This window comes from Streptomyces sp. NBC_00258 (assembly GCF_036182465.1).
Classification (GTDB): domain Bacteria; phylum Actinomycetota; class Actinomycetes; order Streptomycetales; family Streptomycetaceae; genus Streptomyces.
Genome location: NZ_CP108081.1, coordinates 1,146,544 through 1,171,377, shown reverse-complemented (window position 1 = coordinate 1,171,377; position 24,834 = coordinate 1,146,544). Strand labels below are relative to the sequence as shown.

Sequence of the window (24,834 nt, the reverse complement as noted above, 5' to 3'; positions counted from 1 at the left end):
GAGGGAGTGGAGTGATTCCATTCAACCGAGATGACCTGCGGAAACGTTAGAATGATGCTCTCTCGTACTTGCACGATCCTCGTGTGTGTGGGAGTTCGTGGTCTCGACTGAGACGTCCATGGGACGAGCAGCGTGCGGACCGTCCTGATGCCCACCGCGCCGAAGATGGGCCGGCGGCGCTACAACGGCTCCTACGCCGAATCAGAACCCTGGCCGCCGTCGAGTGCAGTGTGGCCAGCTCGGTCGTGTCGACACCGCGGAGTTGTACCGGACCCTTGCCGATGAGCGTGATCCGGGTACAGGCGGATAGTTCTGGTGGGTGCCGGGCGAGCGGCCGGAGCGTCCGGCCGGGCTGAGTCGGGACAGCCGGGGAAGGCTCCCGCGCGGGCCTGCGAGTCAGTGGGAGGTGGACCACCGGGGAGCGGTCTGGGCCCAGGCCGCGTCCCATTGAGCGAGGTTGTGACGCTCCAGCCTGCGGTGGGCGTAGCAGTATGCGGCGGTGCCGAGTATGGGGGCAGTCATGGCGGCGAGGACGGCGTAGCCCATGGTGTGGTTACGGACCTGTTCCGTGGTCAGGGGCGGATTGGTGATCTTCCCTTCGGTGTTGACCCAAACGCGGACGGTGCTGCCGGCGGTCAGGGCGGGTTCGACGTCGGTCTTCGCGGTGCGGGTGTGTCCTTGGGGATCGGTGAAGCGGACGGTGGCCGGGTACAGGGCCCTCTTCGCCTCGTCCGATCCCGGTTCTGGGTGGCGGGGGGCATCGTGGACAAGTACGGCGGGGATGTGGTGTCGGTTGGCGGCTTGGTGCCGGGCGGTCTCCTGGTAGTGACGGTAGGCGGTGTCGCCGACCAGGAACATGGCGGCGGGGGTGGCGGCCAGGACAGCCAGGAACAGGCCAACGGCAATCCATGCCTGTGCGAGATCAGTGCGACGGCGCAGGGGGTTGCGCCGCCATCGCCATAGGAGAACGTGCGGGGGTTGTTCGGGGGGCGGTTGTGCCGGGGGTATTTCGCGGTCCACGTGGCTTCTCCTTCCGCATGAGCGTGGCAGCCTCGCCGGACACAGCGGGGCTCTGGGCGGGGACGGGGTGGCGGGCTAGTGGAGGTGCGCGGCGTCGGTGATTCCGGTGGTCGAGGGGTGGGTGTGGGCGGCTTGGAGGAGTCTTGCGGCGCCGCGGACTGCGGCGGTGTGCGGGGCGGGGACGGGGGCGACGGGTGCGTGCAGCCGGTTGGTGAGGCGGTAGGTGATGTCGGGACGCAGGGCACCGCCGCCGGCGAGGAGTGCGCCCCGTTGGAGGGCGTCGAGCGTCTGGGAGGTGTGGTCCTGTTCCAGCATGGTGGTCACCATTTCGACGACCGCGTCGGCGATCTGCGCAGGAGGGGTGAGGCTGTCCAGGTCGCTCGTGCCCAGGGCGGTGTGGCGGGCGTCGATCACCGCACCGTCGGCGAGGAGCGCGACCTCGGTGAGGTGGGCGCCGATGTCCACGACGAGCAGCGGGCGGGTCAGGTCGGCGTCCGCGGCCATGGCTACGGCGCGTGGCGTGGGGACGGTCAGTACTGTGCGCGGGCGCAGGACCTCGACCGCGGTGCGGGCTTCGGCCCGGTAGGCGACTCCGCCCAGTACGGGCGTGGTGAGGATGAGCAGAGGGCGGCCGAAGCGGGGCATGCGGTGGCCGAGCAGCCGGTCGAGCATCCGCGCGGTTCCGGGAGTGTCGACGATGGCGCCGCGCTGGATGGGGTACGTGGCGCTGCGGCCCGGGAAGGTGACCGTGGGCACGTCGAGGATCATTCGCCGCCCGGACGCCCAGGCACGGGTGCGGGCACTGCCCAGGTCAAGGGCGATGCCGGAGCACTGTCGGCACCAGGGCCAGGAGCGGTGCCGGGCGGTCAGGGGGCGGGGCTCGCGCGGGGTGGTCACCGGCCGGCCTCCCTGACCTGTTGGCAGCGGGCGCAGTAGCGGGCCTGCGGCACGATCATCAGTCGTTCGCGCGCGATAGGTCGGCGGCACAGGTGGCAGGAGCCGTAGCGGCCCTGGTCCATCCGCGCGAGGGCGGCTTCCACATCGGCCAGGACCATACGGGCGGAAGCGGCGAGCTTGACGCGGACCTCGAGCTGGGAGGTGGCCTGCCGGTCGCGCAACGCGTCGGTGCGGGTCGTGGCGGCTGCCGAGAGCTGCCGCAGCTGATCCTGGCGGAAGAGCCGTTGTTCATGCAGGATCTCGCGCAGTGCGGCGAGGTCTTCGATCGACGGGGTCGTGCTGCGGTCGTCGTCGATGATCTGGTGGTTCACCATTTCACCCCTTGGGCAGGGCTGGAGACGGAGGGCGGACGGGGGGTCGTCAGTCGGCGTTGCGCTGGCAGGGGACGCAGAACTGCGTGTAGGGCAGGATTTCCAGGCGCTCGACCGGGATGGGCTTGGAGCAGCCCTGACAGATGCCGTAGCTGCCGTCCTGGACGCGGGCGAACGCGGCCTCGACCTGGGCGAGGACCCGACGGAGGGTGTCTTTCTGCGCAGACAGCACCTGTTCCTCCGCGTTCGGCCCGGCCTCGTCGATGGCCCGCAGCTGCGTGAGGCGGGAGGCGCGTTCGTGTTCGAGACGCTGGCGGGCCTCGTGCGCCGTCAGCCGCTCAAGGCGGGTTGCGGCCTGGGGCGTATCGAGTGACATGGTGGCTCCTACTTTCAACGGGGCGGATCGCGCCGGGCAGGGGAGTCGTTCGGGGCCAGGGCCCGAAATCACGGGTGGCGGTTCATGCCTCCACCGTGGCCGCAATGCCGCGCAAAACCCATCGGGCGCGATACCCATCTACGGCATGTCCCAGGGCCCATCGCGGCGTGGGCAGGCCAGATCCGGGAAATGGGCATTGGAGCCCATCGACGCTGGAACCGGGAGAGGGCAGGCTGGGCAACAGGCCGGTACAGACCAGTGGCCGCAGCTCATGCTCGGGGTGCGCGGTGACCGACAGCAGAGGTAAAACCGTGTCACCAAAGGAAGGCGTCGTCCCGGTGTCCTTGTTCTGGCGGATCTTCGCGCTCAACGCGGTAGTGCTGGGGGGCGCCACCGCACTGCTTCTGTGGGCTCCGGTGACCGTCTCCGTGCCGGTGGTGCTCACCGAGGCCGTCATCCTCGTGGCCGGGCTGGTCGTCATGCTGGTCGCCAACGCGGCCCTGCTGCGGATCGGCCTGGCCCCGCTCGACCGGCTCACCCGGCTGATGACGACCGTCGACCTGTTGCGCCCCGGGCAGCGGCTGCCGGAAGGGCGCCGCAGCGAGACCGCCGAACTGATCCGCACCTTCAACGCCATGCTCGGACGACTGGAGCACGAGCGGGTCACCAGCAGCGCCCGCATCCTGCTCGCGCAAGAAGCCGAACGGCGCCGCATCGCCCAGGAACTGCACGACGAGGTCGGCCAGAGCATGACCGCGATCCTGCTGTCGCTCAAGCGCGCCGCGGACGAGGCGGACGGCCCCCTGCGGGACGAGCTGCAGCAAGCGCAGGAGATCACCCGCGGGAGCCTGGACGAGGTGCGCCGTCTGGTGCGTCGGCTGCGGCCGGGCGTGCTGGAGGATCTCGGCCTGATCAGTGGCCTGACCTCGCTGACCACCGAGTTCGCCACGCACGCCGGACTGCGCGTACTGCGGCGCTTCGATACCGACCTGCCCGTACTGGACGCGGAGACGGAACTGGTGCTCTACCGCGTCGCCCAGGAAGCCCTGACCAACGCGGCCCGCCACGCCGAGGCCGGCCAGGTCGAGGTGAGCCTGCACCACACCGACGGAGCGGTGGTGCTGTCCGTCGTCGACGACGGCCGGGGAACCGGAATCGCCCGTGAAGGGGCAGGGATCCGCGGAATGCGCGAGCGGGCCCTGCTGATCGGGGCCACGCTGGACGTCACCTCCCAGCCGCCGGCCGGCACGCAGGTCCGGCTGACCGTCCCTCTCCTCAGGAAGCAGCCATGACCACGCCCGACACACCCGTGATCCGTATCCTTCTTGCCGACGACCACGCGCTGGTACGCCGCGGGGTGCGACTCATCCTCGACCGGGAGCCGGATCTCGAGGTCGTCGCCGAGGCCGGGGACGGCGCGGAGGCCATCGAACTTGCCCGCACCCATGAGGTCGACCTGGCAGTGCTGGACATCGCGATGCCTCGGATGACCGGTCTGCAGGCCGCACGCGAACTCGCCGCGCTGAAGCCCGGCGTGCGTGTGCTGATGCTGACGATGCACGACAACGAGCAGTATTTCTTCCAGGCGCTGAAGGCCGGCGCCAGCGGTTACGTGCTGAAGTCCGTGGCCGACCGCGACCTGGTCGCCGCCTGCCGGGCCGCCATGCGCGACGAGCCCTTTCTGTATCCGGGCGCGGTCACCGCGCTCATCCGCAACTATCTCGACCGGGTCCGCCACGGAGAGGAACCGCCCGATCAGGTACTGACCGCGCGCGAGGAAGAGGTCCTCAAACTCGTGGCCGAAGGCCACTCCTCCAAGGAGATCGCCGAGATGCTCTTCATCAGCATCAAGACCGTCCACCGGCACCGGGCGAACCTGCTGCACAAACTCGGCCTGCGCGACCGCCTGGAGCTCACCCGCTACGCGATCCGCGCCGGCCTCATCGAAGCCTGACCCTGGATCATGCCGAGGTGACCGACGTTGCCCTGGCGGCGGTCTGCCCGCTGTCCGCCCACCAAAACCGCGCCCACGGGGCAGCAGCGTCACGTGAGGCAGCGGAGGATCGACAGCCTCGGCACCGCGTAGAGGCTGACGGACCACGCCTTCCGTGTTCCCGGCCTTCGCTCGTCAGGCAGTTAGTCCCGCGTCGCGGGCAATCAGGGCGGCCTGGACGCGGTTGGTGACTTCCAGCGCGGTCAGGACACGGCTGACGTGGGCCTTGACGGTGCTCTCGCGCATGGCGAGGCGGGTGGCGATGTCGGCGTTGGTGTCGCCGTGGGCTAGCAGGGTGAGCACGTCGCGTTCGCGGGGGGTGAGCCGTTCCAGCCGGGCCTTGGCAGCGGTTGCTTCGGGCTGGTTGGCCGCGTGGTAACGGTCGATGAGACGGCGGGCGGCGGTGGGGTGGAGCATCGCTGAGCCGGCGGCCACCAGATGGACGGCGCGCAGTATTTCGGCTGGGTCGGTGTCCTTGAGCAGGAAGCCGTCGGCCCCGGCGGCGAGGGCGTCGTAGACGTACTCGTCGAGGTCGAAGGTGGTCAGGGTGATCACCTTCGGCGGGTGGGGGAGGGCTCGCAGGCGGGCGGTGGCGGTGATGCCGTCCATGCGGGGCATGCGTACGTCGACGAGGGCGACGTCGATGCGGTGGGCGGTGGCCAGTTCGATGGCCTTGAGGCCGTCGGGGGCCTGGGCGACGACTTCGATGCCGGGGTCGCCGTCCAGGAGGTCGGCCAGGCCGAGGCGGACCAGGGCGTCGTCGTCGACGATCATGGTGCGGATCATGTGGGGGTGCCGTTCTCTTCGATGCCGGCGGGGTGGGGGATGCGTGCGGCCAGCCGCCAGGCACCCGCGCCGGCCGGTCCGGAGTCCAGGCGCCCGCCCAGGGCGGTGACGCGTTCACGCAGGCCGACGAGTCCGTACCCGCTCCCGACGGTGTCCGTGCGGGGAGTGCCAGGGGGGTTGGTGACCTCGACGAGTGTGGCGGGCGGCCCGTAGTCGATACGTACGGTCACCGGAGCGCCGTCGGCGTGCTTGCGGGCATTGGTCAGCGCCTCCTGGACGATGCGGTACACGGCCAGGCGGTGGGTTGTCGGAGCCCGCTCGGGAAGGCCGTCGGTGGTCAGCTCGATGTGCTGGCCGGCGGTGCGGGCCTCGTCGGCCAGTTCCCCCACTGCCCTCATCACAGGCGTGAGGGCGGTGCTGGTCGGCGTGGCGTCGGGCCCGCGCAGCACACCGAGGACGTCGCGCAGATCGGTGAGGGCCTCGACGGACGTCGTGCGCAGCAGTCCGAGGCGTTCGGTGACCGGTGCGGGCAGCATGTCGCTCTTCGTGGACAGGACACCGGTGTGCAGGGCGATCAGGCTCAGGCGGTGGGCCAGGACGTCGTGCATCTCGGCGGCGATACGGGACCGTTCCGCGATGCGGGCCGCCTCCTCGCGCAGTTGCGCCTCGATTCGCAGGTGCTCGACGTCGGCTGCCAGCGCCTGGAGCAGGCGGCGCCGGTTGCCGAGCCACAGTCCGACGACGACGCCGAGCAGCAGCACGAACAGCGCGGACACATACCGCTGGTCGGCCCACACCCGAGTTGCCGGGTAGCCGAACAGATTGGCACCCAGCGCCACGGCGGCGCAGCCCAACGCCACCCGCATCCGGCGTGCCACGGCCAGGTCGAACATGACGATGCCCAGCAGCGGCACCGTGAGCCATCCCCACCACGCGGTGACCGCGGTGACCAGGAACGGAGCGAGAGGCCATCTCAGCCGCGGCACGAGCACAGCCACCGCGCACACCACCGCGGAGGCGATGACCGGGGCCAGGTACTGACCGCCGCTGATCGACGCACCGTTCACCGCGGCGGCCAGTGCGAGAAACGCCACGAGTCCTGCACGTCCGGCGGCCGCTGCCCACCTTGAGGCCTTGCTCCTGCTCACCTTCGCGATCCTAGACAGACTCACGCTCCCTTCCATCTGACGATCGGCGCTGCCCGTCCCCCTACTTTCGTAGGGGGACGCCGTCGCAGAACGGCGGATCTGATGCCGGGCGCGGCTTTCTAGCGTCAAATTCATGAACGACTGGACCACCTCCCACGACCGTGTCCTGGTGCAGCGCAACGCCGAAGGCTGGATGTTCCTGATCGAGGCAGCCCGTGATCTGCGTACCACGGGTGCCATAGCCCCCAGCGGCAAGGCGCTGGCCCGCGTGCTCACCGACCCCGTACGGGCTCAGGCGCCCCACCCGCTGGCAGTTCTGGAAGCCGGCGCCGGCACCGGCCCGGTCACCCGGGCCCTGATACCGCGGCTGTCCCGGGGCAGCCGCCTGGACGTCGTGGAGGCCAACCCGCGTTTCGCCGAGCGACTGCGCCGTCTCGTCACCACACACTCGCACCTGACAGCCACGTCTGCGCAGGTGAACGTGCATCAGACCTACGTCGAGCAGCTCGACACCGACCAGCGGTACGACGTCATCGTCTCCGGGCTGCCCCTGACCAACTTCACGCCCGCGCAGGTCGAGCGCATCATGGCCCGCTACATGGAACTCCTCCACCCCGGCGGCACGCTGACCTACTTCGCCTACCTCGGCACCTGCAAGGCCCGTGCCCTGACGGCATCGCGAGCCGAGGCCCGCCGCCACGCCGCCGTGGACGAGATCATGGGCGCCTATCAGCGCACCTACGCCACGGGCCGCTGGACGGTGTGGGCCAACGTTCCTCCCGCCTACGTCTGGCATCTGCAACGACCCCACGTCTCCGCGGACCACCCCGAGCAGCAGTCCGTCGAGGCGCGGCGGTGAACGCGCTCTCCGACCTCCTCGGCCACATCTCCCCGGCCTCGGCGTACATGGTGGTGGCCGCCGCTGTCCTGGCCGAGTCGATCCTTCTCGTCGGCGCTTTCATCCCGACGCTGACCCTGCTCCTGACCGCCGGCGCGCTGGCCCGCACCGGCCAGGTCAGCCTTCTTCTCGTCATCGCAGCCGCAGTCGGCGCCGTGGTGGTGGGTGACTTTCTCGCCCACCGCACCGGCAGGTATCTCGGTGACCGGCTGCGCGGCGGCGCCATGGGCCGTCGTATTCCGGATGCCGCATGGGGCCGGGCCGAGACGCTGATGAGGCGCCACGGCGGCCGAGCGGTCTTCGTGGCCCGCTTCCTGCCGGTGATGCGCACCCTCGCCCCGCACTCCGCGGGCGCGACCCGCCTGCGCTACCGGTGCATCGCTCCGTACAGCGTCATCGCCGCTTGTGTGTGGGCCACAGCGGAAGCGGGTGTCGGCTACGCCGCCGCGACCTCTCTCCAGCGCGTCCTCATGCTGGGCGGCCCTGCCCTCGCCCTGGTCGTCCTGATGGCGATCGGGGGCGCGCTGCTGTGGCGAAGCAGGCGCCGCCCGTCTCCTCCGACCCAGGGACCTGCGTCCGAGCCCTCCGCGAAGTCCTCCGTCCATGCTCAGGAAGGCCTGACGAGGCCGGTGTCGTAGGCAAGGTTCACGGCCTGGACCCGGTCCCGGACTCCGATCTTGGTGAGGATGCTGCCCACGTGTGACTTGACGGTGGACTCGGCGAGGGAGAGGCGTTCGGCGATCTCGGTGGTGCTCCAGCCGGAGGCGACGGTGGCAAGGACCTGGCGTTCACGTTCGGTGAGTGCGTCGAGTCGTTCCGTCGGCAGGGTCGTGGAGACAGAAGGCCGTCGTCGGACGGTGTCGATGAGTGGGCAGGTGAGATCGGGCGGGATGACGGCGCCTCCGGCCGCCACCGCGCGGATGCTTGCGGTCAGCTCGTGCGGGGCGGTGTGCTCCGGGAGCAGTGCGTCGGCGCCGGCCGCCAGCGCGGCCCAGGCGTACCCGTCGAGCCCGGCCGGGGCAAGCAGCAGTACGCGGGAGCGGGACGGGCTGTCACCGCGTGCGATGCAGCGGACGGTGTCGATCGACTCCGTGCTGGGCTTGAGGATGTGCATGAGGACGACGTCCGGGAGAAGCGCGGCGGTCATACGGATCGCCTCGGCACCGCCGGCTGCCTCGCCGACCGCGTTCAGGTCTGGCTCGGAATCCAGCAGAAGGCGGTAGCTGAGGCGGTGCAGCTTCCGGTCGTTGACAATGAGAACGGTGGGCATGCTGCCGGAGTTCTTCCTGTGGGGCGCCATCCCGGCAACGAGTGCGGCAGGGCGGGGTGGATCGGGCAGGCCAGCCGCCGACGGCTGGAAGTCCCCTGTTTCCTACGGGCGTTCAAGCGTCGATCGCACGGAGCACGGCGTCGGCCATGCCTTTCTCGCCGCGCGCGTTCGGGTGGACGGCGGCGGCCGGGCTGCTGGGCCGCAGGGGCTCGATCCAGCGGGTCTTCTGCGCGGAGCAGGCGTCGTGGCCGACGGACGGGGAGTAGGTGTCGACGTACGTCGCTCCGGCGGCCTCAGCCTGCGCGCGAAGCATGGTGTTGAGCTGATTCCCCTTGCCGTGCAGGTAGGTCGCGTCACCGGGCGCGAGGGGCAGTTCCCTGCCGCAGCCTTTTCCTTCGGCGGGCAGGATCACCGGATAGCCGACGACGTAGACCCGGGCCTTCGGCGCCCGCTGTTCGATCTCGGCCAGCACCGCGGACAGCTTTCGGCCGGCCGTCTGGATCTTCTGTGCAACTTCGTCGGTGCCGCCGTCGACGTACTGCTTTTTACAGGGCGCATCGTCGGAGAAGAGGCGATCGCTGCGGATCGCACGGTACATCGCGCCCATCGTGACGCATTTCGTGACCGTCGAGCCGAAGCCGATGTCGTTGCCGCCGATGCCGAGGGTGACCAGCCGCGTCCGCGTCGAGAGGGCCGAAAGCTGGGCGGGGTTGGTGCCGTTGGAGGTCTTCTGCGGCGTGGTGAGGTCGGTGATGGTGGCACCGCTGCAGCTGACATCGCGGAAGTCAGCAGCCGTGACTCCGAGTTGGCGTGCCACCACCGCCGGATAGTTGTGGTCGGAACGGTCGCAGCCGGCCGGTGTTTTGGACTGTCGGGGGATCTTCGGGCCGGAGGTGTAGGAGTCGCCGAGAGCGACGTAGGGCCCAGGCTGCGGTCGCTCGTCCTTGGCGTTGTCGTCGGTGCCGTTGCCGGTGCCGTCCGGCCGCCCGATGAGGACGGCGGTGAGTAGAACACCGCAGCTCACGATCCCGGCCAGACCTGTGCGTGCATACGGTCCCATGGGTTTCTCCTGTCGTCGTCACGGATGACCAACTGCTGGGCGGGCACCGCAGCGCAGGGGGCTGTGTGCGGTGGGCGGCGGTGCCTGGAGCGGGACCGGCAGGGCCGGCTGGGGAAGGTGGAAGGCGTGCCCGGATCACGGCGGGGACGAGGCGTGTGCGACCCTGCCGTCAAGCTAGGTGGGAAAACTCGCATGTCATCGGCACTGCGGGACCGAATACGGCAGTGGCGAGTAGTACCGCGGTAGGAAGGCGAGTCGACTCTGGGCGGAGGCGCAGTCGGGTCGGCCGGGTCGGCCTTGTGTCGTGGGTCGCGCGCCGGTCCTGACCGGGCGGCGACAACGGCCTAGGGCTCGCGCCCTCGCTGGGCAGGCCGGTCGGACGTGGTTCGGAGTCGACCTCGCGCGAGCCGATCCGCGCGGTGCGGGTTTCCGCCAGGCGGCGCGGCACGGCGGGTGCGACCGCGGCCTTGCCGCCGGTGACCGCCCTGATCCCCGCGATGAGTTCGTCGGGGCGGGCTTCCGCGAACGGGAACGCGCCGACTCCGTTCCGAAGCGTGTGGACTGACGCGCCGGCGTCCGCGGCCTCGCAACGGCGGTGAGGCCGGGCCGGGCTTTGGCGGCAATGCCGAAACGCCAAGCCGCGGCAGGGCTTGGCGTTTCGGCCATGGAGACAGTGTCAAACGGGGGGCTTCTCCACGGAGTTGGCAGGCGAGTTGGGCATCAGGAGGGCGTGGACGGTCCAGCCGCCCTCACGGTTGGGGCCGGCGGTGACCTCGCCCCGGTACAGGGTGGCGCGCTCGCGCATACCGACCAGGCCCCGACCGCTGCCCGTCCCGCCCCGGCGTGCGTGGGCGCGCGGCGGGCCGGTGTCCTCCACGATGATGCGTACGATGCCGGGGTCGGCGGCGACGGAGACGTGGACCGAGGTGTCGGAGGCGGCGTACTTGACGGTGTTGGTCAGGGCTTCCTGGATGATGCGGTAGGCGGACAGCTGGAGACCGGGGGCCAGGCTGGTGAGGTCGCCGTGCGTGTACAGGGCGACGGTGGGACCGGCGGCACGGACCCGGTCGAGCAGGGCGTCGAGGTCGGCGAGGCCGGGCTGCGGATCGAGCGGAACGTGGTGCGACCGGCCCTGACCTTCGCGCTCGTCGCTGATGATGGCGAGCAGGCGGCGCAGTTCGGCCAGGGCGTCGCGGCCGCTGGCGCTGATGATGCGCAGCGCCTGGGCGCCGCGTTCCGGCTTGGTCTCGGTGAGGCCGGCGGCGCCGTCGGCGAGGCCGACGATGACGGCGAGGGTGTGGCCGAGGATGTCGTGCATCTCGCGGGAGACGCGGGCGCGTTCCTGCGCGGTGGCGAGACGGGCCTGTTGGTCGCGTTGCTTCTTCAGGGCGTCGATGTAGGCGTAGGCCAGCCGCAGGAGCAGGCCCAGTGCCGCGAACGCCACTACGGCGACCATCACCATCAGCGTCACGGGCTCAGGACGCGTGACGTACTCCAGCTGCTGGCCGCGCCAGAAGAAGTAGGCCCATGCGACGAGTTGTACGAGGGTGACGCCGGTGGCGACCGCCAGTTGGCGTGGCGTGCAGTGACGGCCGACATTGAAGAGGGCGACCACCCGGGCGAATTCGGCGCCGGTCAGCACACCCAGAGGAAGAGACACGACGGAAACGGCCGTGGTGAGGGCGAAGACCAGCATGGGGCGTCGTTCCCGCCACAGCAGCGGGATGCAGAAGGCGAGGATGATCGGCAGCTGGGGGTCGCCGACGTTGTGGGGATTGGAGTAGGCGTCGCTGCCGACCGCGAAGCAGAACACCGGGACCCCCCACCGCCGGACCCAGGGACGGGTCTGGTCGGCCCGCCGCCACGAGGCGAGCCGGGAGACGACCGAGACGATCACCCGCTGCTCGGGATCGCTCGCCAGGGCCTGAAGGAACTGGCGCTCGTCCGGGCGTGGGGCGGGAACGGGATCACTCGGTGCAGTCACGGGACAGGTCCTTCGCGATGTCAGGCCGCCCGCCGGCCCCGGGGGACCGGGCCGACGGGCGGGGCAGGGGAGACGGCCGATGAGAGTCGGCCGCCACGTCAGGAGCCGGTGCGGAAGCCGGTGCGGAAGCCGGTGCTACGGCTCGCTCTCGTCACCTCCTGCGCAACGGGTTCTTCGGCAGCTTCCTGCGGGCCGGCGCCTTCGACTCCGCCGAGTCGGCAGGGGCTGTGGCGTCACCGCCCCGCGCGAGACGCTGCTTGAACCTGGACAGTCCGCGTGCCTTCCCCGGGGCCTGCTGGGCAGGTACCGGCGTATCCGGGTCGTCGCCAGAAGTGTGGAGGCCGGTGAAGGCGTGGGGGGCGCCGTGGCCGTCCGAGCCCGCGTGGAACCCGGCGGCGACACCGGCGAGTACGGGTTCAGGAGCGGAGTCCGTCTGCTCGGCTTCGAGCGCGTGGCGCAGTTTCTCGCCCTCGACGTCCACGTTCGGCAGGACCCGGTCCAGCCACTTCGGCAGGGTCCAGGAGCGGTGACCGAGCAGGGCCATCACCGCGGGGACGATGGTCATCCGGACGACGAAGGCATCGAAGAACACGGCGGTGGCGAGCCCCAGGCCGATGGACTTGATCAGAGCCTCGTCGTCGAGGAGGAATCCGGAGAAGACGGAGACCATGATGACCGCGGCGGCGGTGACCACCCGGCCACTGTGCCGGAACCCCTCCACGACGGCCTGCGTGGGTTCGGCGCCATGGACGTATTCCTCCCGCATCCGGGAGACGAGGAAGACCTCGTAGTCCATGGCGAGTCCGAACACCACGCCGATCAGCACGATGGGCAGCAGGCTGACGATGGGTCCGGTCTGGTCGACGCCGAAGAGATCCTTCAGCCAGCCCCACTGGAAGACCGCGACCAGGACACCGAGGGTCGAGACCACACTGAGCAGGAAGCCCAGGGCGGCCTTGAGCGGGATCACGATCGACCGGAAGACCAGCAGGAGCAGGACCAGGGCCAGGCCCACGACGATGGCCAGGTAGGGGATGAGGGCGTCGGAGAGCTTGGTGCTGACGTCGATGTTGACGGCGGTCAGGCCGGTGACCATCAGGTCGGCGCCGGTGTCCTGGTGCAGGGCGGTGCCGTGGCCGCGGATCTCGCCCACGAGGTCCTTGGTGGCCTCACTGGTGGCGGCGCTCTTGGGGACGGCGCCGATCAGGGCCACGTCGCCCGCCTCGTTGAAGGAGGGAGGACGGACGGCGGCAACATCGTCCAGCTTGCTCAGCATGGTGTACGCGTCCTGGGCGGCGGCCTTGGGACTGTCGCTGTCCCGGGCGTCGACGACCACGGTGAGCGGGCCGTTGAAGCCCGGCCCGAAGCCCTTGCTGAGGGTGTCGTAGGCGATGCGCTGGGTGCTGCCGGGTGGCTTTCCGGAGTCGTCGTTCAGGGCCATCTTCAGGGACATCGTGGGGATGGCCACCAGGGCCAGGCCGGCCACCGAGACGGCGAGCACCTTGACCGGGTTGCGGGTGACGAACTTCGCCCAGCGCACGCCCATCGACTCGCCCTCGCCGCGCTCCAGCGCCTTCATACGGCGGGTCAGCATCTTGCCCTTCATGATCCGCATACCGGCGAAGCCGAGCACGGCGGGCAGCAGGGTCAGTGCGATGACCACGGCGACGGCCACGGCGAAGGCGGAGGCCAGGCCCATGGAGGTGAGCATGCCGATACCGATGACGCTCAGGCCGCTCAGCGCGACGATCACGGTCAGGCCGGCGAAGACGACCGCCGACCCGGCGGTGCCCAGGGCCCGTCCGCACGCTTCCTCGGGTTCGTGGCCGTCGCGGATCTCGTTGCGGTAGCGGGAGACGATGAACAGGGCGTAGTCGATGGCGACGGCCAGGCCCAGCATCAGTGCCAGGGTCGTGGAGGCAGAGGCCAGGTCGAAGAAGTGCGTGGCGAGGGTGATCGACAGGATGGCCGCGGCCACCCCGAGGATCGCGGTGAGCAGGGGCAGCCCGGCCGCGATCATCGAGCCGAAGGTGATCACCAGAACTACGGCGGCGACCCCGACGCCGATCAGCTCGGCCACCTTGCTCGCGGCCTTGTCCTTGACGGCGTTGCCGCCGAGGCTCACCTTCAGACCCGCCTTCTCGCCCTGGGCGACGACGTCGGTCTGGACGGCGTGGGCCGCGCCGCTGACATCGGCCTCGGCGACCTTGTAGGACACCTGTGCGTAGGCGATGGTGCCGGACTTGCTGACCAGGCCGCTGGTGAAGGGATCGGAGACGCCCGACACCTGCGGCGACCTCTCCAGCTTCGCCACGAGGGACTCGACCTCTGTCTTGTTGACATCGGAGGTGAGCTTCTGCCCGCTGGGCGCCTCGAACACCACACGCGCGGTGGCGCCGTCGGCGGAGGCCTGCGGGAACTCCTTCTGCAGCAGGTCGATCGCCTTCTGCGACTGCGTGCCCGGAACGCTCAACGCCCCGGAGGATGTGCCGGGCGCACTCATGGCGCCGATGCCGATGGCGGCCAGGACGGCGACCCACAGCATCACGACGATGCGTCGTCGCCGGAACGACAGTCGGCCGAGCCGATAGAGGAAGGTGGCCACGGATTACTCCCACCAGGAGAAGAGATCATTGGGTGAGCCGGTCCTGACTGACCCGCGATCTCAACCTAGGAGCGGTATCGGGCGACCTTCCCGTACTGCGGAACCGAATCCGGTGGGGCCCGTTAGTACCGCAGTACTACGCCCTGTTGTCGGGGGACGGGGTTCCGCCCAGCCGGGTACACGCGAACGCGACCAGCTGCGCGGTCACCACCGGGCTGGGGCCGTCCGATAGCCGGCCAGGCTCGGAACAGCGAGGGCTGTCCAGGGGCCGCCACGATGCCGCGGGCGCGTACCTGGTCGCGGTAGATGTCGTGGTCCTGGCCGCGTCGGCGAAGACGGAGTGGGGCCTGCTGCGGGCGGCCGACTCGGCTACCGACCGGCGGGATAGCGTCGAGCAGCGGCAACAGTTGGGTGACGTCGTTGCTGTTGCCCCCGCTCAGCAGGACCGCGAGTGGGGTGCCGTGCCGGTCGGTGATCACGTGATGCTTCGAGCCAGCCCGGTCCCGGTCGACCGGTGACGGGCCCGAGTGCTGCCCCCCTTTGGCTTGTCTCTATCTTCCGTCAGCGTCATAGGGCGGGGCCGGAAGGTTCCAAACGGTGTCTGACCGGCTGACAACTCTTCCCAGTTCGCGGGCGCTTCGTGGCGATACGGCCTGCATCACGGTGTCGAGGAGAGCTCGGGCTTCGAGAGGGTTGCCGCAGCAGTACCAGTGCACGTTGCCCCACTCGTAGTCGTGCCACAGATCACGCTCGGGCTGGTGGACGTAGTCCTTCCACAGGCCCAGAGCCGCGCTGACGTCGCCTGGCTGCAGATAGTTGCGGGTGTGCTCGAGACGGATGATCTCGGACAGTGCATGCGAGGACAGGCCGTCGATGACTGGCCTTGTGCCCGTTTTCCGGTGGCTGTCGGGCGCGCCGGCGCGGATCCGTCCTGGCCGTCTACGCGGCATGGACCTTTCGGTTCGTCGTCATGCGGTACATGGTGCCACGGTCTCGAATAGCGTTTCGAGTGCAGGTCGGGCCAGGGGTGCTTTCTCGGCGGGGCCGGTATCGGCGCGGGACGCCGTTGCTGTCGGCGGCAGTTGTGGGAAGACAGCCCCGTACCTGAGTCGTTGAATGCGATGGCACGGTCGGTGTGGCATCCGGCGTGGCCCGTCCAAGGCTTGTCCGAACGAGGGAATGCGGTGATCACGCGATGAAGGCTGTGCGGTTCCACGAGTACGGCGGGATCGATGTGCTGCGGGTGGAGGAGATGGAGCGGCCGACGCCCGGCCCCGGACAGGTGCTGGTCGAGGTCCGAGCGGCCGGGATCCAGCCCGGCGAGGTGATGATCCGTAAGGGCGCGCGACACGGACGCTGGCCGGCTACGTTTCCCTCCGGGCAGGGCAGCGATCTGGCCGGTGTCGTGGTGGAGGTCGGCCCGCAGGTGCGCGGCTTCGCGGTGGGCGATGAGGTCTTGGGCTTCACCCACGACAGGGCGAGCCATGCGGAGTTCGTCGCGGTCGACGACGTGGACGTGGTCTCGCGTCCATCGGGGCTGTCCTGGGACGTGGCCGGGTCGTTGTACGTGGCCGGCACAACCGCGTACGCCTGCGTGTTCGCGGTGGATCCCGGGCCGGCGGACACAGTCGTGGTGTCCGGTGCGGCGGGCGGCGTCGGTTCTCTTGCCGTGCAGCTCGCGCGGCGGCGCGGAGCCACGGTGATCGGGCTGGCGAGCGAGCGGAACCATGCCTGGTTGAAGCAGCGCGGTGTCGTTCCGGTCGCGTACGGGGAGGGCATGGCCGAACGGATCCGGGAGGCCTCCGGCGGTAACGTCGACGCGTTCATCGACACGTTCGGCGATGGCTACGTGGAGCTGGCAGTGGAGCTGGGTGTGCGGCCCGAGCGGATCAACACGATCCGCGACTGGCAGGCAGCGGCCAGAGTTGGGGCCCAGACCTACGGAGAAGGCGCGGCGGCATGCGCGGTCGTGCTCGGCGAGCTGGCCCGGCTTGCCGCACGCGGTGAGCTGGAGGTGCCGATCGCCCGCACCTACCCGCTGGAGCAGGTGCGAGACGCGTTCCGCGAGCTGGAACGGGGGCACACCCACGGCAAGATCGTGCTCCGCCCGTAGCCCGGCCGGCCGAGGCGGCCATCAAGCTGGCCTCCCGGAACATCAAACAGTGAGATCCTCGGAAGGAAACCGCTGATCCAGGCGCTCACCGAAGGCCCCGTCGACGCCGGGGTGGCGAAAAGGTGGTGTGCGGGGCCGACGGGACCGGGTAACGTCTTTGTCATGTTCTTCCAGACGCCGATTTACGAGTGAGAGCGTGACGGGCCGCTGCTGATGTCCTTCGACGTCGCCGCCCGTCCCCCACCGACGAATCCGTAGATCACTTCACACCATTACCGGGAGAACCCGTGACCGTCAGCAAGAACATCAACAATCCCGTGGGCATGGGCGGCGGCAAGCGCAAGAAGCTGTCCCGCACCGAACGGCAGAACAACGGTCCGTACCGCAACCTCGACCGCCAGGGTGCAGCCGACCAGAAGGCGGAGCTGGTGCGCAAGATGCGCGAGAAGACGGGCGCAGCTGAGGGCACCGGGCAGGCGGGCGACGACACCGCACAGAGCTGACGCATCGCCGCCGAAGGGCGGCACCGCACGGCAGCAGGGCCCGGACCGCGACACGCGGTCCGGGCCCTGCTGCCGTGTCGGGGCTCTGCTGCCGTACCGGGCGCGGACGGTCCCGCTCAGCTCTCGGCCGACCACCCGCGTCTCGGCTGACCACCCCGGGCAGCCGCATACTCGGCAGCCCCGTCAAGGCCATGGCGGAGCTGTCGACAGATGAGGCACGGTGCGAGGTGCTGGAGCTCGTCGAGGTCGTACGGGCAGATCCGCGGGCGTGGCCGGACGTACGGGACCCTGGCAGCGTCGAGGAGATCCGCGAGGCGTTCAGGCGTCGCTGCTGGATCCAGTTCATGCCGTATGCCGCACGTCGCATGCCGGGACCATCGAGGTACGCGAGATCGAATGGGCCGGTTGAGCGAGCCTCCGCCAACCTGAACGCAGGCCAAAGGCCTGGACGCGGCAAGGCGCTTCCTGGACGAGCACCAGGCGGTCTTCGACGAAATTGAGGACGCCGACCGTCGCTCTGCGGGGGCGCACGCAGCCACCGGCACCCCGTAGTCGTCGAGGGCTGCTGCTGGCTGGAGCGCTCGAACATGGCCGTGGCCGCCTCGACGGGCGTGATGTACCTGGAGGCCTCCGGGATCCCCGTCAAGCCCACGCGCGAGGACGCCATCGCCCTCCGTGACACGCTGCGCGATCCCGCCTGCACCGCTGTCAGGGTCGCCGCTGTGCTGCGTACCTGGCCCCAGACCATCTGAACGGCGCTCACCAGGGTGTCTGGAGGGGCAGGACACGCGAGGTGCCGCCGCCCCCCACGCACCTGAGAGCGCGCGATCTCCGCAGCGGCAGGGTGGGGGAATCCCCCGGCCGGATACGGAGACAAGCCCCATCACGGCTGTCCAACCCCTTGAGGAAACTCATGGTGTTCGGGGCGAATCGGACCGTGGGTTCTGTTGAGGGGGACTGTCTGTGACAGCGGTTGTAGCGCGTTCCAGGGAGTGGGGCAGGGGTGGGCGTACCGTCGCCGCCGCTGTGGGCCGGCAGGTGCTGTCAGGGAGGGTGGGATGAAGCGAGCACGTAGGGCGCTGGTGACTGCGACGGCGGCGTTGGCGGTGATCACGGCGTCGTCCGCGGCTGCCTCTGCCACGCCGGAGGAGGTCGAGCGCACCGGACTGCAGCAAGGGCTGGACGACGTCGTGGCCGTCGGCGCGGTGGGCGCGCTGATGGAGGTGCGTGACGGCCATGGCGTGTGGCGGGGCACCAGCGGGGTCGCCGAACTGGGCACGACGCGGGCGGTTCCGGACCGGGGCCGTTTCCGGGTGGGCAGCATCACGAAGACGTTCGTCGCCACCGTCGTTCTGCAACTCGTCGGCGAGGGGAGGCTGCGGCTGGACGACACGGCAGAAGAGTGGCTGCCCGGAGCCGTGCCCGACGGACATCGCATCACCGTGCGGCAACTGCTCAACCACACCAGTGGGTTGTACGACTTCAGGCGCACGCTACCGATGCCGCCGGAGCCGGAGTTCCTGGACAACCGCTGGCGGACGTGGACCGCGGCCGAGCAGGTGGAGCGCGCGGTGGCCAACGCGCCGACGTTCGAACCGCCGGGTTCCAGGTACGAGTACTCGAACACCGGCTACCTCCTGCTCGGCCAGATCGTCGAGAAGGTGACCGGCCGCTCGTACGCGGGGGAGATCGAGCGCAGGATCATCCGACCGCTGCGGTTGCGCGACACCTCACTGCCGGGGACGTCCCCGTACATACGCGGACCGCATCCGCGCGGCTACGTACCGATCAGGCAGGACGGCGAACCGCGGCTTGTCGACTACACGGAGATGAACCCGTCGGTTATGGGCGCAGGTGGGGAGATGATCTCCACGGCAAAAGATCTCAACCGGTTCGTCGCCGCACTGCTCGGTGGGCGCTTCCTGCCGGGCCACCTGCTCGACGAGATGAAGACACCGGCTGTCGAAGGCAGGAGGTACGGCCTGGGGCTGGCCTGGAAGGACACTTCGTGCGGGGTCCGTGCATATGGCAACGACGGCGATGCTCTGGCGTACCAGGCATGGTCGTTCACCACGGAGGACCGGCGACGCCAGGTCACGGTCGCGCTCACGCCAGACTTCCGCGGTGACCCGGACGACGCCGTCGACGCGCTTCTCGACAAGGCCTTCTGCGGCTGACCGGTTGAGGTTGTGGCGGTCAACTCGCCGACGTCACACCGTGTTTCCGAGGTGCAGGCCCGCATTTCCGCTGTCCCTATCTCGTTGACGGTGGTCTTTGGCCGGCCCATTGGACAGCGCGATGAGACGAATTCCTTGTCCGGCGCATGGATCCGGGTGCGGCGGCTGCTGCCACGCATCACTGAGATCCTCCGCGGCGTCGCGTCGGGCGGCACGTGCCGCCCTCAGTGGATACCGTTCTTGGCCATCTGGCTCAGCAGAGCCTCCACCAGGGCGGGCTCCAGGCCGAGAGCCAGGAACGCCAGGGGCCTGAGGCCGTGCCGTGCGATCTCGACCCGGTGGAAGACCATGAAGAGCGACGCGCCGCTGAGCCGGTTCAGCGCGGTCACCTCGCGCCACGCCACCACATCTTTCACGCCACCGAACAGATTGGTGACGACCAAGCCGTCCGTGTAGAGGTAGCACCGCCTGAGTCCGAACCTGGCGGACGTACGACGCCATGCCAGGACGAGGCCGAACAGGACGAACACCACTGCTGTCATGACGGCGCCCTTGGCGAACGCCGCCCGGGGCGCGAGAACTACCAGGCAGACAATCATGACGACGTACAGCAGCAGGCCGACCCGCCGCGCCATCTGTGCCAAGCCGCCTCCCACCCCCGCGATGGGATAACTACCGAGCTTCTCCCCGAGGCCGAGTCCGTCCACGCCCTGTCGCACGATGAGTCGTCTCCCCTGGAACAAAGCCATGATCTCCCCAGACATTCGGGCCGGCCATCAGCCATCGAGGTGCGGCTGACGGGACGGCAGCAACAGCAGTAACGGGCGTCACCGGATTCGCGGCGGCCGAGAGAAAGCCGCAGCGGCGGTTCGCGCGGAGCCATGCCGGTCACGGCCGGTGCCGTGTCCGCATGATGAGTTGAGCGAGCAGACGGGTGCGGGGGACCATCTGAGCGACCTCGACGTACTCGGTGTTCGCGTGAGCGCCACCGCCGACGGCGCCCAGGCCGTCCAGCGTCGGACAGCCCGCAGCCGCGGTGTAGTTGCCGTCCGAGGCGCCGCCGACGGCGATCCCCCGCAACGGTTCCTGGCCCAGTTCCGCAGCGAGTTGGTTGGCGAGGCCGAACAGTTCGGCGGAGGACCCCGGCTCCATGGGCGGTCGTTGGCTGCCGCCCAGCACCTCAAGCCGGGCTCCGGGCGTCCGTGGCGTGAGCCCTCGCATGAGCGCGTCGATCCGGTCCTGCGCCACCGGGGTCGGCACGCGCACGTCCACCGACACCCGCGCCAGCGCTGGCACCGTGTTGCGCGAACTGCCGGCCGACAGAAGGGTGGGCGTCACGGTCGCGGAGCCCAGGACGGAGTCGGCACCGTCCACGGCCATCGCGGCCTCGAGACCGGCGATGGACAGCACCTGGTGGGCGGCCTCGACCGCGGCGTTTACCCCCTTCTGCGGTTCCTGACCCGCGTGCGCCGCCCTGCCATGCACGACGACCTCGTACCGCGAAGTGCCCTTACGGGCGGTCTTGAGCGCACCCTCCTCGTCAGCGGACGCCTCCAGGACAAAGGCGGCCACGCACCCTCGCGCGGATTCCTCGATCAGCTGCCGGGAGGTCGCCGAGCCGAGCTCCTCGTCCCCGTTGATCAGTACCCACACCCCGTCCGGGGACGGAAGAGATGCCAGGGCATGGAACATCTGGACCAGGCCCGCCTTCATGTCCAGGACCCCGGGGCCGCGGACGATCCCGTCCGCCACCGACCAGGGGTGGTTCTTGATCGAGTTCATGGGCCACACCGTGTCGTGGTGTCCCATCAGCAAGACCTGCGGTGTGCCGAACGTCCACCGCAGATGGGTCACACCGTCGATCACGATCGTCTCCGGGTCGGCCCCCAGCAGCCTCCTCCCGAGCGCGCCCACTACCTTGGCGCTTCGCGCCACCGCCGCGTGGTCGGCTGAGAAGGACTCGCAGCGCACGAGTTCCTCCAGATCGGCCAGCATGGCCGGCAGTGCGAGAGCGACCCCCCGGGTCATCGGTCCCGCCCGATCCCAACTACCTGTCGTGCTCCCTGACCTGACGACACATTTCCCCCTCGGATTTCACGGGCAACGGTGCGGCGGGGCCGTTCCCTTGTGGAGCCCCGCCGCGTGAACGACGTTAGGGCGGGCCAAGGCATTCCACCAGCGACTGGATTGCATATGACCCATGCGTCTGGAGAATGGGTCATGGGAAGGCGGGCGATGCCCGAAGGGTCGGGAAGGGGGAGGGGCATGTTCGAGGTCGACGCGCTTCGGCTGCTCGTGGTCGTGGCAGAGACCGGATCGTTCACCAAGGCGGCGGTCCAGCTCAACTACACACAGTCCGCGGTATCCCGGCGGATCGCCGCGCTGGAACAGCAGGCGGGCGGGCCCTTGTTTGAACGACTCCCTCGGGGCGTACGACTCAATCCCGCCGGCCGTACGCTGCACCGGCACGCCATGGAGGTGCTCGACCGGCTGTCGCGGGCGGCGCGGGAGTTGGCCGTGCTGAACGCGGGGCATGGCGGGTTGCTGCACATGGGAGCGTTCGCCACCGCCAACATCTCGCTCGTACCCACCGCACTGCGGGCACTCCAGCACGCCAGGCCGGAAGTTGAGGTCATCGCGGTCGAAGGCTGGACCGACACGCTGATGGAGCGCCTCGCGGACGGAGCGTTGGACCTCGCTGTGGTCAGCGACTACCCGTCCGGTCTGCCGTCGGCCGACGGTGTCACGACGACCGCGCTGTGCGAGGACGAGCTGTTCGTGGCCCTCCCGCGCACGCACCGTCTGGCCGGAACCCAGACGGTCGACTTGCGTGAACTGCACGACGAGGCATGGCTTCACAGCGCCTACGGCGACCGCCCCACGATGCTCGCCGACGCCTGCGCACGGGCGGGCTTCACCCCCAGGAAGATCATCCGGATCGCGGAATGGACCGCGAAGTTCGGCTACGCGGCCGCCGGACTGGGGGTGGCGCTGGTCCCCTCGTTGGCCGCCCGGGCGGTCCCGGACGAACTCGTCCTGCGCCGCCTCACCGACCCGACCCTGCGCCGGACCGTCCATGTGGCGCTGCCCGCTGCGCCGCTACCGGCAGCACTGACACTGCGGCATCTGCTGCACGACGCCGTTGGCTGAAGCAACAGTGCTCCAGGCCGCTGCGGCCTCCCTCATGGCGAAACCGGGGCAACCCCCTTTCGTCGCCGCCCTCACCCACAAGGGACATGTTCGTGAGACCGCATGGCGTAGTTGTCGAATGAGACAAGCCGAAAACACGCAGGTCACCGCAGCGGAACAGGGCATTCAGGTCGTGGTTATCGGCGTCGCGCCGACGCCCGTAGGCCACGCTCCGCCTGCCTGAAGGGCGGGCGGCTCGGCGCACCGGCCGAGCCGGCCGCCGCAGACACTGGCCACTACCTGGCATTTGATCTCCACCGCCCTGACTGCATCGGCCGGACAGTTGGTGGCCCGCGTTGCCGCGCGGTGGTCGAGCGAGGTGACCTTCGGCGGAACCCGCGGCCTGATCGGTGTCGGCCAGGCGCCCCACACGGCGTCCGAACCCCTGGTATGTCGGCCTCAGTCGGGTTCGCCGAGGCGCTCTCTGCTGCCGGCCGCGCGGCGTTCTCGCAGACTCACGGCCCACGATGCCAGGGCGAGGCAGATGGGCAGGTACACCCACAACTCGGAGGCGCCGGAGGCTGCGAGGAGAAACCATGAAGAGACGGCAGTCGTCAGCAGCGTGGCGGGCAGCCACTGACGCCAGGGGTGCAAGTGGCTCATCCGGAAGACTGACCAGGCCATCCAGGCGAAGATGCACAGGACAGGGAAAGCGAAGATCATCCAAGGCTCCGCAACAAGAGATGGACGCTGGACTCGGGCGGATCGCTGACCTTAGTGCTGACTCCCGGGACCGGTCCCCAGTTACGGCCGCAGCCGAACCGTCGTCACCCAGCTCCGCCACAATCGGGGTGCCAACGAGCAGCATGCCGTGCGGGGCGGTGTTCTCCGTGAGGCCCCGAGGACGACGTACCGCTGGCCGCACCGTCCGATGGGCGTCCCCTGAAGGAGCGCGACATCGACGCGTGCTCTGTGGCTGACGGCGACCACGGCAGGAGGCCGGGGCAGCACGCTCGCCTGTGCATGCCTCAGTGCGGTAGCCCTGGCATGGTGTCGGGATTCCGGCGGTGCCGTGGGACCCGCCAATCGTGTGCCGACCGACCCCGCCCCTCCTTCACCGGCGCGTCGGCGTGCCGCACGCGCCGGTGCGGTGCCGTGTGCCCACCGCGAACGGCGTAGTCATAGCCGCGATGCCGGCGTGTAGCCAGATTCGGTGCAGCCCGAACGTGCCGATCGCGAGGGCCGGCCTCAGACACGAGGAGTGACTCAAGCCCGCCTGGTGACGGCCGCAGTCCGTCGACCATGTCACTCCTGTTGCGAGACCACCGCCACCGGGCAGTCGGAGTGGTGCAGCACCGTGTGTCCGACCAGGCCGAGCTGCGGTCCGAGGTGGCCGCGAGGCCGGCGGGCGCCGATGATCAGGAGGTCGCTCGCCGAGGACCGGGTCACCAGCGCATGGCGTGCGGAGCCCTCAATAAGCGTGCGGTGCACGACTATGCCGGGGTACTCCTGGGCAACGGCGTCCAACGCCTCGTCGAGCAGAGCCGCGGCGTCATCCTCCTCGGCATGGGCGGGCTCCCCGGCCCGCGGCGGATGCAGGGCAGTCCGGTGCGCCGGGCGACGCCAGGCCCGTACGGCCTCGATCTCGCACGCGCGCACAGCGGCCTCCCGGAAGGCGTACCGGACCGTTGCCGGTGCTGTGGTACCGGTTCCGACGCCCAGCACGATGCGGCCGATGGCGGCTTGTCTGTTCTGTGCCGAGCCGCGTACGACGACGACCGGGCAGGGAGCACGGGCGGCGAGGGAGAGACTGACCGAGCCCAGCAGGAGTTCCCTGATCGGGCCCCTGCCTCGTACACCGGTCACGACGGCACTGGCGCGGAGTGCCTCGCGCAGCAGAGCCGACACGGGATCCTCCGGTATCACGCCCGTGCTGATCTCCAGCATCGGGGCGCGCTGCCCGGCACGCCGGGCCGCTCCCGCCACGATGCTTTCGGCGAGATCGTGTCCGGTCACGGCGTCCGAGGCGACATCGGGTGTGTCCGCCAGGGCCGCACCCTCGTACCGCTCCCAGAGCGAGGCGTGGACGACCCGCAGCGGCGCCCCGTGGCGGACCGCCTCGTCCACGGCCCAGTCGACGGCATGGAGGCTGGGCTCCGAGCCATCGACACCGACGACCATGGGCAGCACCATGGTTCCCACCGCCTTCTGCGCTTCGCGATGTTCTCTCATTCTCCCCTGCCTCGCGGGTCGGCGCGTGTCGTGCACCGCGTCTCCGTTTGGACTCCTGTGACTGGCCGTGACCGTGGTCGACGGAACACTCCGAGTTGGTTGCCGTCCAGTCGACGACGGCCCCGACGTCGGGCAGGAACCGGGGCCGCCAGCTCGTACGTGCCCCGCTGTCGATCCACGGGACAACTGCATGTGTAGACCAGACCACGCGCCCGACCCCAGCGAGGTCACGGGACGTCGATCCGGACGCGCGGAGGAGGCGCTCGATGGTG

The 24,834-nt window shown here is 69.7% G+C and carries 22 protein-coding genes and 2 pseudogenes; 9 read left to right on the top strand and 15 right to left on the bottom strand.

Annotation, left to right across the window (positions count from 1 at the left end):
* Positions 1-396: 396 nt before the first annotated feature.
* The 4 genes from OG718_RS05600 to OG718_RS05585 form a co-directional block, all read right to left on the bottom strand.
* A complete protein-coding gene (locus tag OG718_RS05600; RefSeq protein ID WP_143644411.1) occupies positions 397-1,020 on the bottom strand; it encodes an Rv1733c family protein in 624 nt (207 codons plus the stop codon).
* A 75-nt stretch (positions 1,021-1,095) separates the two neighbouring features.
* Positions 1,096-1,917: a rod shape-determining protein gene (locus OG718_RS05595; protein WP_328843453.1), complete on the bottom strand. Its 822-nt coding sequence runs from the start codon at positions 1,915-1,917 to the stop codon at positions 1,096-1,098.
* On the bottom strand, positions 1,914-2,291 hold the full coding sequence (locus OG718_RS05590; RefSeq protein WP_143644409.1) for a TraR/DksA family transcriptional regulator: 378 nt from the start codon (positions 2,289-2,291) through the stop codon (positions 1,914-1,916). The genes OG718_RS05595 and OG718_RS05590 overlap by 4 nt, the downstream gene beginning before the upstream one ends.
* Before the next feature lie 46 nt (positions 2,292-2,337).
* Positions 2,338-2,664: a TraR/DksA family transcriptional regulator gene (locus tag OG718_RS05585; protein ID WP_328843452.1), complete on the bottom strand. Its 327-nt coding sequence runs from the start codon at positions 2,662-2,664 to the stop codon at positions 2,338-2,340.
* Between the two features lie 338 nt (positions 2,665-3,002).
* Between OG718_RS05585 and OG718_RS05580 the strand changes: the two genes are divergently transcribed.
* Both OG718_RS05580 and OG718_RS05575 read left to right on the top strand, forming a co-directional pair.
* Positions 3,003-3,956 carry a HAMP domain-containing sensor histidine kinase gene (locus tag OG718_RS05580; protein ID WP_328847691.1) on the top strand — a complete coding sequence of 318 codons (954 nt, stop codon included), beginning with the start codon at positions 3,003-3,005 and terminating at the stop codon, positions 3,954-3,956.
* A complete protein-coding gene (locus OG718_RS05575; protein WP_328843451.1) occupies positions 3,953-4,618 on the top strand; it encodes a response regulator transcription factor in 666 nt (221 codons plus the stop codon). Before OG718_RS05580 ends, OG718_RS05575 begins: the two co-directional genes overlap by 4 nt.
* 174 nt (positions 4,619-4,792) lie before the next feature.
* Here OG718_RS05575 and OG718_RS05570 read toward each other — a convergent pair whose 3' ends face one another.
* Both OG718_RS05570 and OG718_RS05565 read right to left on the bottom strand, forming a co-directional pair.
* Positions 4,793-5,443 carry a response regulator transcription factor gene (locus OG718_RS05570; protein WP_328843450.1) on the bottom strand — a complete coding sequence of 217 codons (651 nt, stop codon included), beginning with the start codon at positions 5,441-5,443 and terminating at the stop codon, positions 4,793-4,795.
* Positions 5,440-6,591, bottom strand: a complete 1,152-nt coding sequence (locus tag OG718_RS05565; protein WP_328843449.1) for a sensor histidine kinase — start codon at positions 6,589-6,591, stop codon at positions 5,440-5,442. Before OG718_RS05565 ends, OG718_RS05570 begins: the two co-directional genes overlap by 4 nt.
* Positions 6,592-6,724: 133 nt before the next feature.
* Here OG718_RS05565 and OG718_RS05560 point away from each other — a divergent pair, with 133 nt between their 5' ends.
* Positions 6,725-7,450, top strand: a complete 726-nt coding sequence (locus tag OG718_RS05560; protein ID WP_328843448.1) for a class I SAM-dependent methyltransferase — start codon at positions 6,725-6,727, stop codon at positions 7,448-7,450.
* The gene (locus OG718_RS05555; RefSeq protein WP_328843447.1) at positions 7,447-8,127 is read left to right on the top strand and encodes a DedA family protein; all 681 of its coding nucleotides are present in this window, start codon (positions 7,447-7,449) and stop codon (positions 8,125-8,127) included. The genes OG718_RS05560 and OG718_RS05555 overlap by 4 nt, the downstream gene beginning before the upstream one ends.
* Here the strand turns inward: OG718_RS05555 and OG718_RS05550 are convergent.
* The 5 genes and pseudogenes from OG718_RS05550 to OG718_RS05530 all read right to left on the bottom strand — a co-directional run.
* On the bottom strand, positions 8,097-8,759 hold the full coding sequence (locus OG718_RS05550) for a LuxR C-terminal-related transcriptional regulator (RefSeq protein WP_143644402.1): 663 nt from the start codon (positions 8,757-8,759) through the stop codon (positions 8,097-8,099). The genes OG718_RS05555 and OG718_RS05550 overlap by 31 nt on opposite strands.
* Before the next feature lie 112 nt (positions 8,760-8,871).
* Positions 8,872-9,819 carry an SGNH/GDSL hydrolase family protein gene (locus OG718_RS05545; RefSeq protein WP_328843446.1) on the bottom strand — a complete coding sequence of 316 codons (948 nt, stop codon included), beginning with the start codon at positions 9,817-9,819 and terminating at the stop codon, positions 8,872-8,874.
* Positions 9,820-10,495: 676 nt separating this feature from the next.
* Positions 10,496-11,803 (bottom strand): sensor histidine kinase, encoded by a 1,308-nt coding sequence (locus OG718_RS05540; RefSeq protein WP_328843445.1) that lies wholly within the window; start codon positions 11,801-11,803, stop codon positions 10,496-10,498.
* A 151-nt stretch (positions 11,804-11,954) separates the two neighbouring features.
* On the bottom strand, positions 11,955-14,408 hold the full coding sequence (locus tag OG718_RS05535; RefSeq protein WP_328843444.1) for an MMPL family transporter: 2,454 nt from the start codon (positions 14,406-14,408) through the stop codon (positions 11,955-11,957).
* A gap of 275 nt (positions 14,409-14,683) precedes the next feature.
* Positions 14,684-14,959: pseudogene (locus OG718_RS05530) on the bottom strand (transposase); the annotation flags it as partial.
* Positions 14,960-15,603: 644 nt separating this feature from the next.
* Between OG718_RS05530 and OG718_RS05525 the strand changes: the two are divergent.
* From OG718_RS05525 to OG718_RS05510, 4 genes and pseudogenes are all read left to right on the top strand, one after another.
* Complete coding sequence (locus OG718_RS05525; protein ID WP_143644398.1) at positions 15,604-16,521, top strand: NADP-dependent oxidoreductase; 918 nt, start codon at positions 15,604-15,606, stop codon at positions 16,519-16,521.
* A gap of 287 nt (positions 16,522-16,808) precedes the next feature.
* Positions 16,809-17,024 carry a DUF6243 family protein gene (locus tag OG718_RS05520; protein ID WP_143644397.1) on the top strand — a complete coding sequence of 72 codons (216 nt, stop codon included), beginning with the start codon at positions 16,809-16,811 and terminating at the stop codon, positions 17,022-17,024.
* Positions 17,025-17,587: 563 nt separating this feature from the next.
* Positions 17,588-17,776 (top strand): annotated as a pseudogene (locus OG718_RS05515) (fic family toxin-antitoxin system, toxin component); the annotation flags it as partial.
* Between the two features lie 306 nt (positions 17,777-18,082).
* Positions 18,083-19,201 (top strand): serine hydrolase domain-containing protein, encoded by a 1,119-nt coding sequence (locus tag OG718_RS05510; protein ID WP_328843443.1) that lies wholly within the window; start codon positions 18,083-18,085, stop codon positions 19,199-19,201.
* A gap of 224 nt (positions 19,202-19,425) precedes the next feature.
* On the opposite strand, the gene OG718_RS05505 is transcribed toward OG718_RS05510, so the two are convergent.
* A complete protein-coding gene (locus OG718_RS05505) occupies positions 19,426-19,950 on the bottom strand; it encodes a hypothetical protein (protein WP_328843442.1) in 525 nt (174 codons plus the stop codon).
* Between the two features lie 139 nt (positions 19,951-20,089).
* Positions 20,090-21,196 (bottom strand): M20 family metallopeptidase, encoded by a 1,107-nt coding sequence (locus OG718_RS05500; protein ID WP_328847690.1) that lies wholly within the window; start codon positions 21,194-21,196, stop codon positions 20,090-20,092.
* Positions 21,197-21,466: 270 nt separating this feature from the next.
* Here OG718_RS05500 and OG718_RS05495 point away from each other — a divergent pair, with 270 nt between their 5' ends.
* Positions 21,467-22,351, top strand: a complete 885-nt coding sequence (locus OG718_RS05495; RefSeq protein WP_143644394.1) for a LysR family transcriptional regulator — start codon at positions 21,467-21,469, stop codon at positions 22,349-22,351.
* Positions 22,352-22,789: 438 nt separating this feature from the next.
* On the opposite strand, the gene OG718_RS05490 is transcribed toward OG718_RS05495, so the two are convergent.
* Complete coding sequence (locus OG718_RS05490; protein ID WP_328843441.1) at positions 22,790-23,053, bottom strand: hypothetical protein; 264 nt, start codon at positions 23,051-23,053, stop codon at positions 22,790-22,792.
* A 582-nt stretch (positions 23,054-23,635) separates the two neighbouring features.
* Positions 23,636-24,562 (bottom strand): universal stress protein, encoded by a 927-nt coding sequence (locus OG718_RS05485; RefSeq protein WP_328843440.1) that lies wholly within the window; start codon positions 24,560-24,562, stop codon positions 23,636-23,638.
* Positions 24,563-24,834 lie beyond the last annotated feature (272 nt).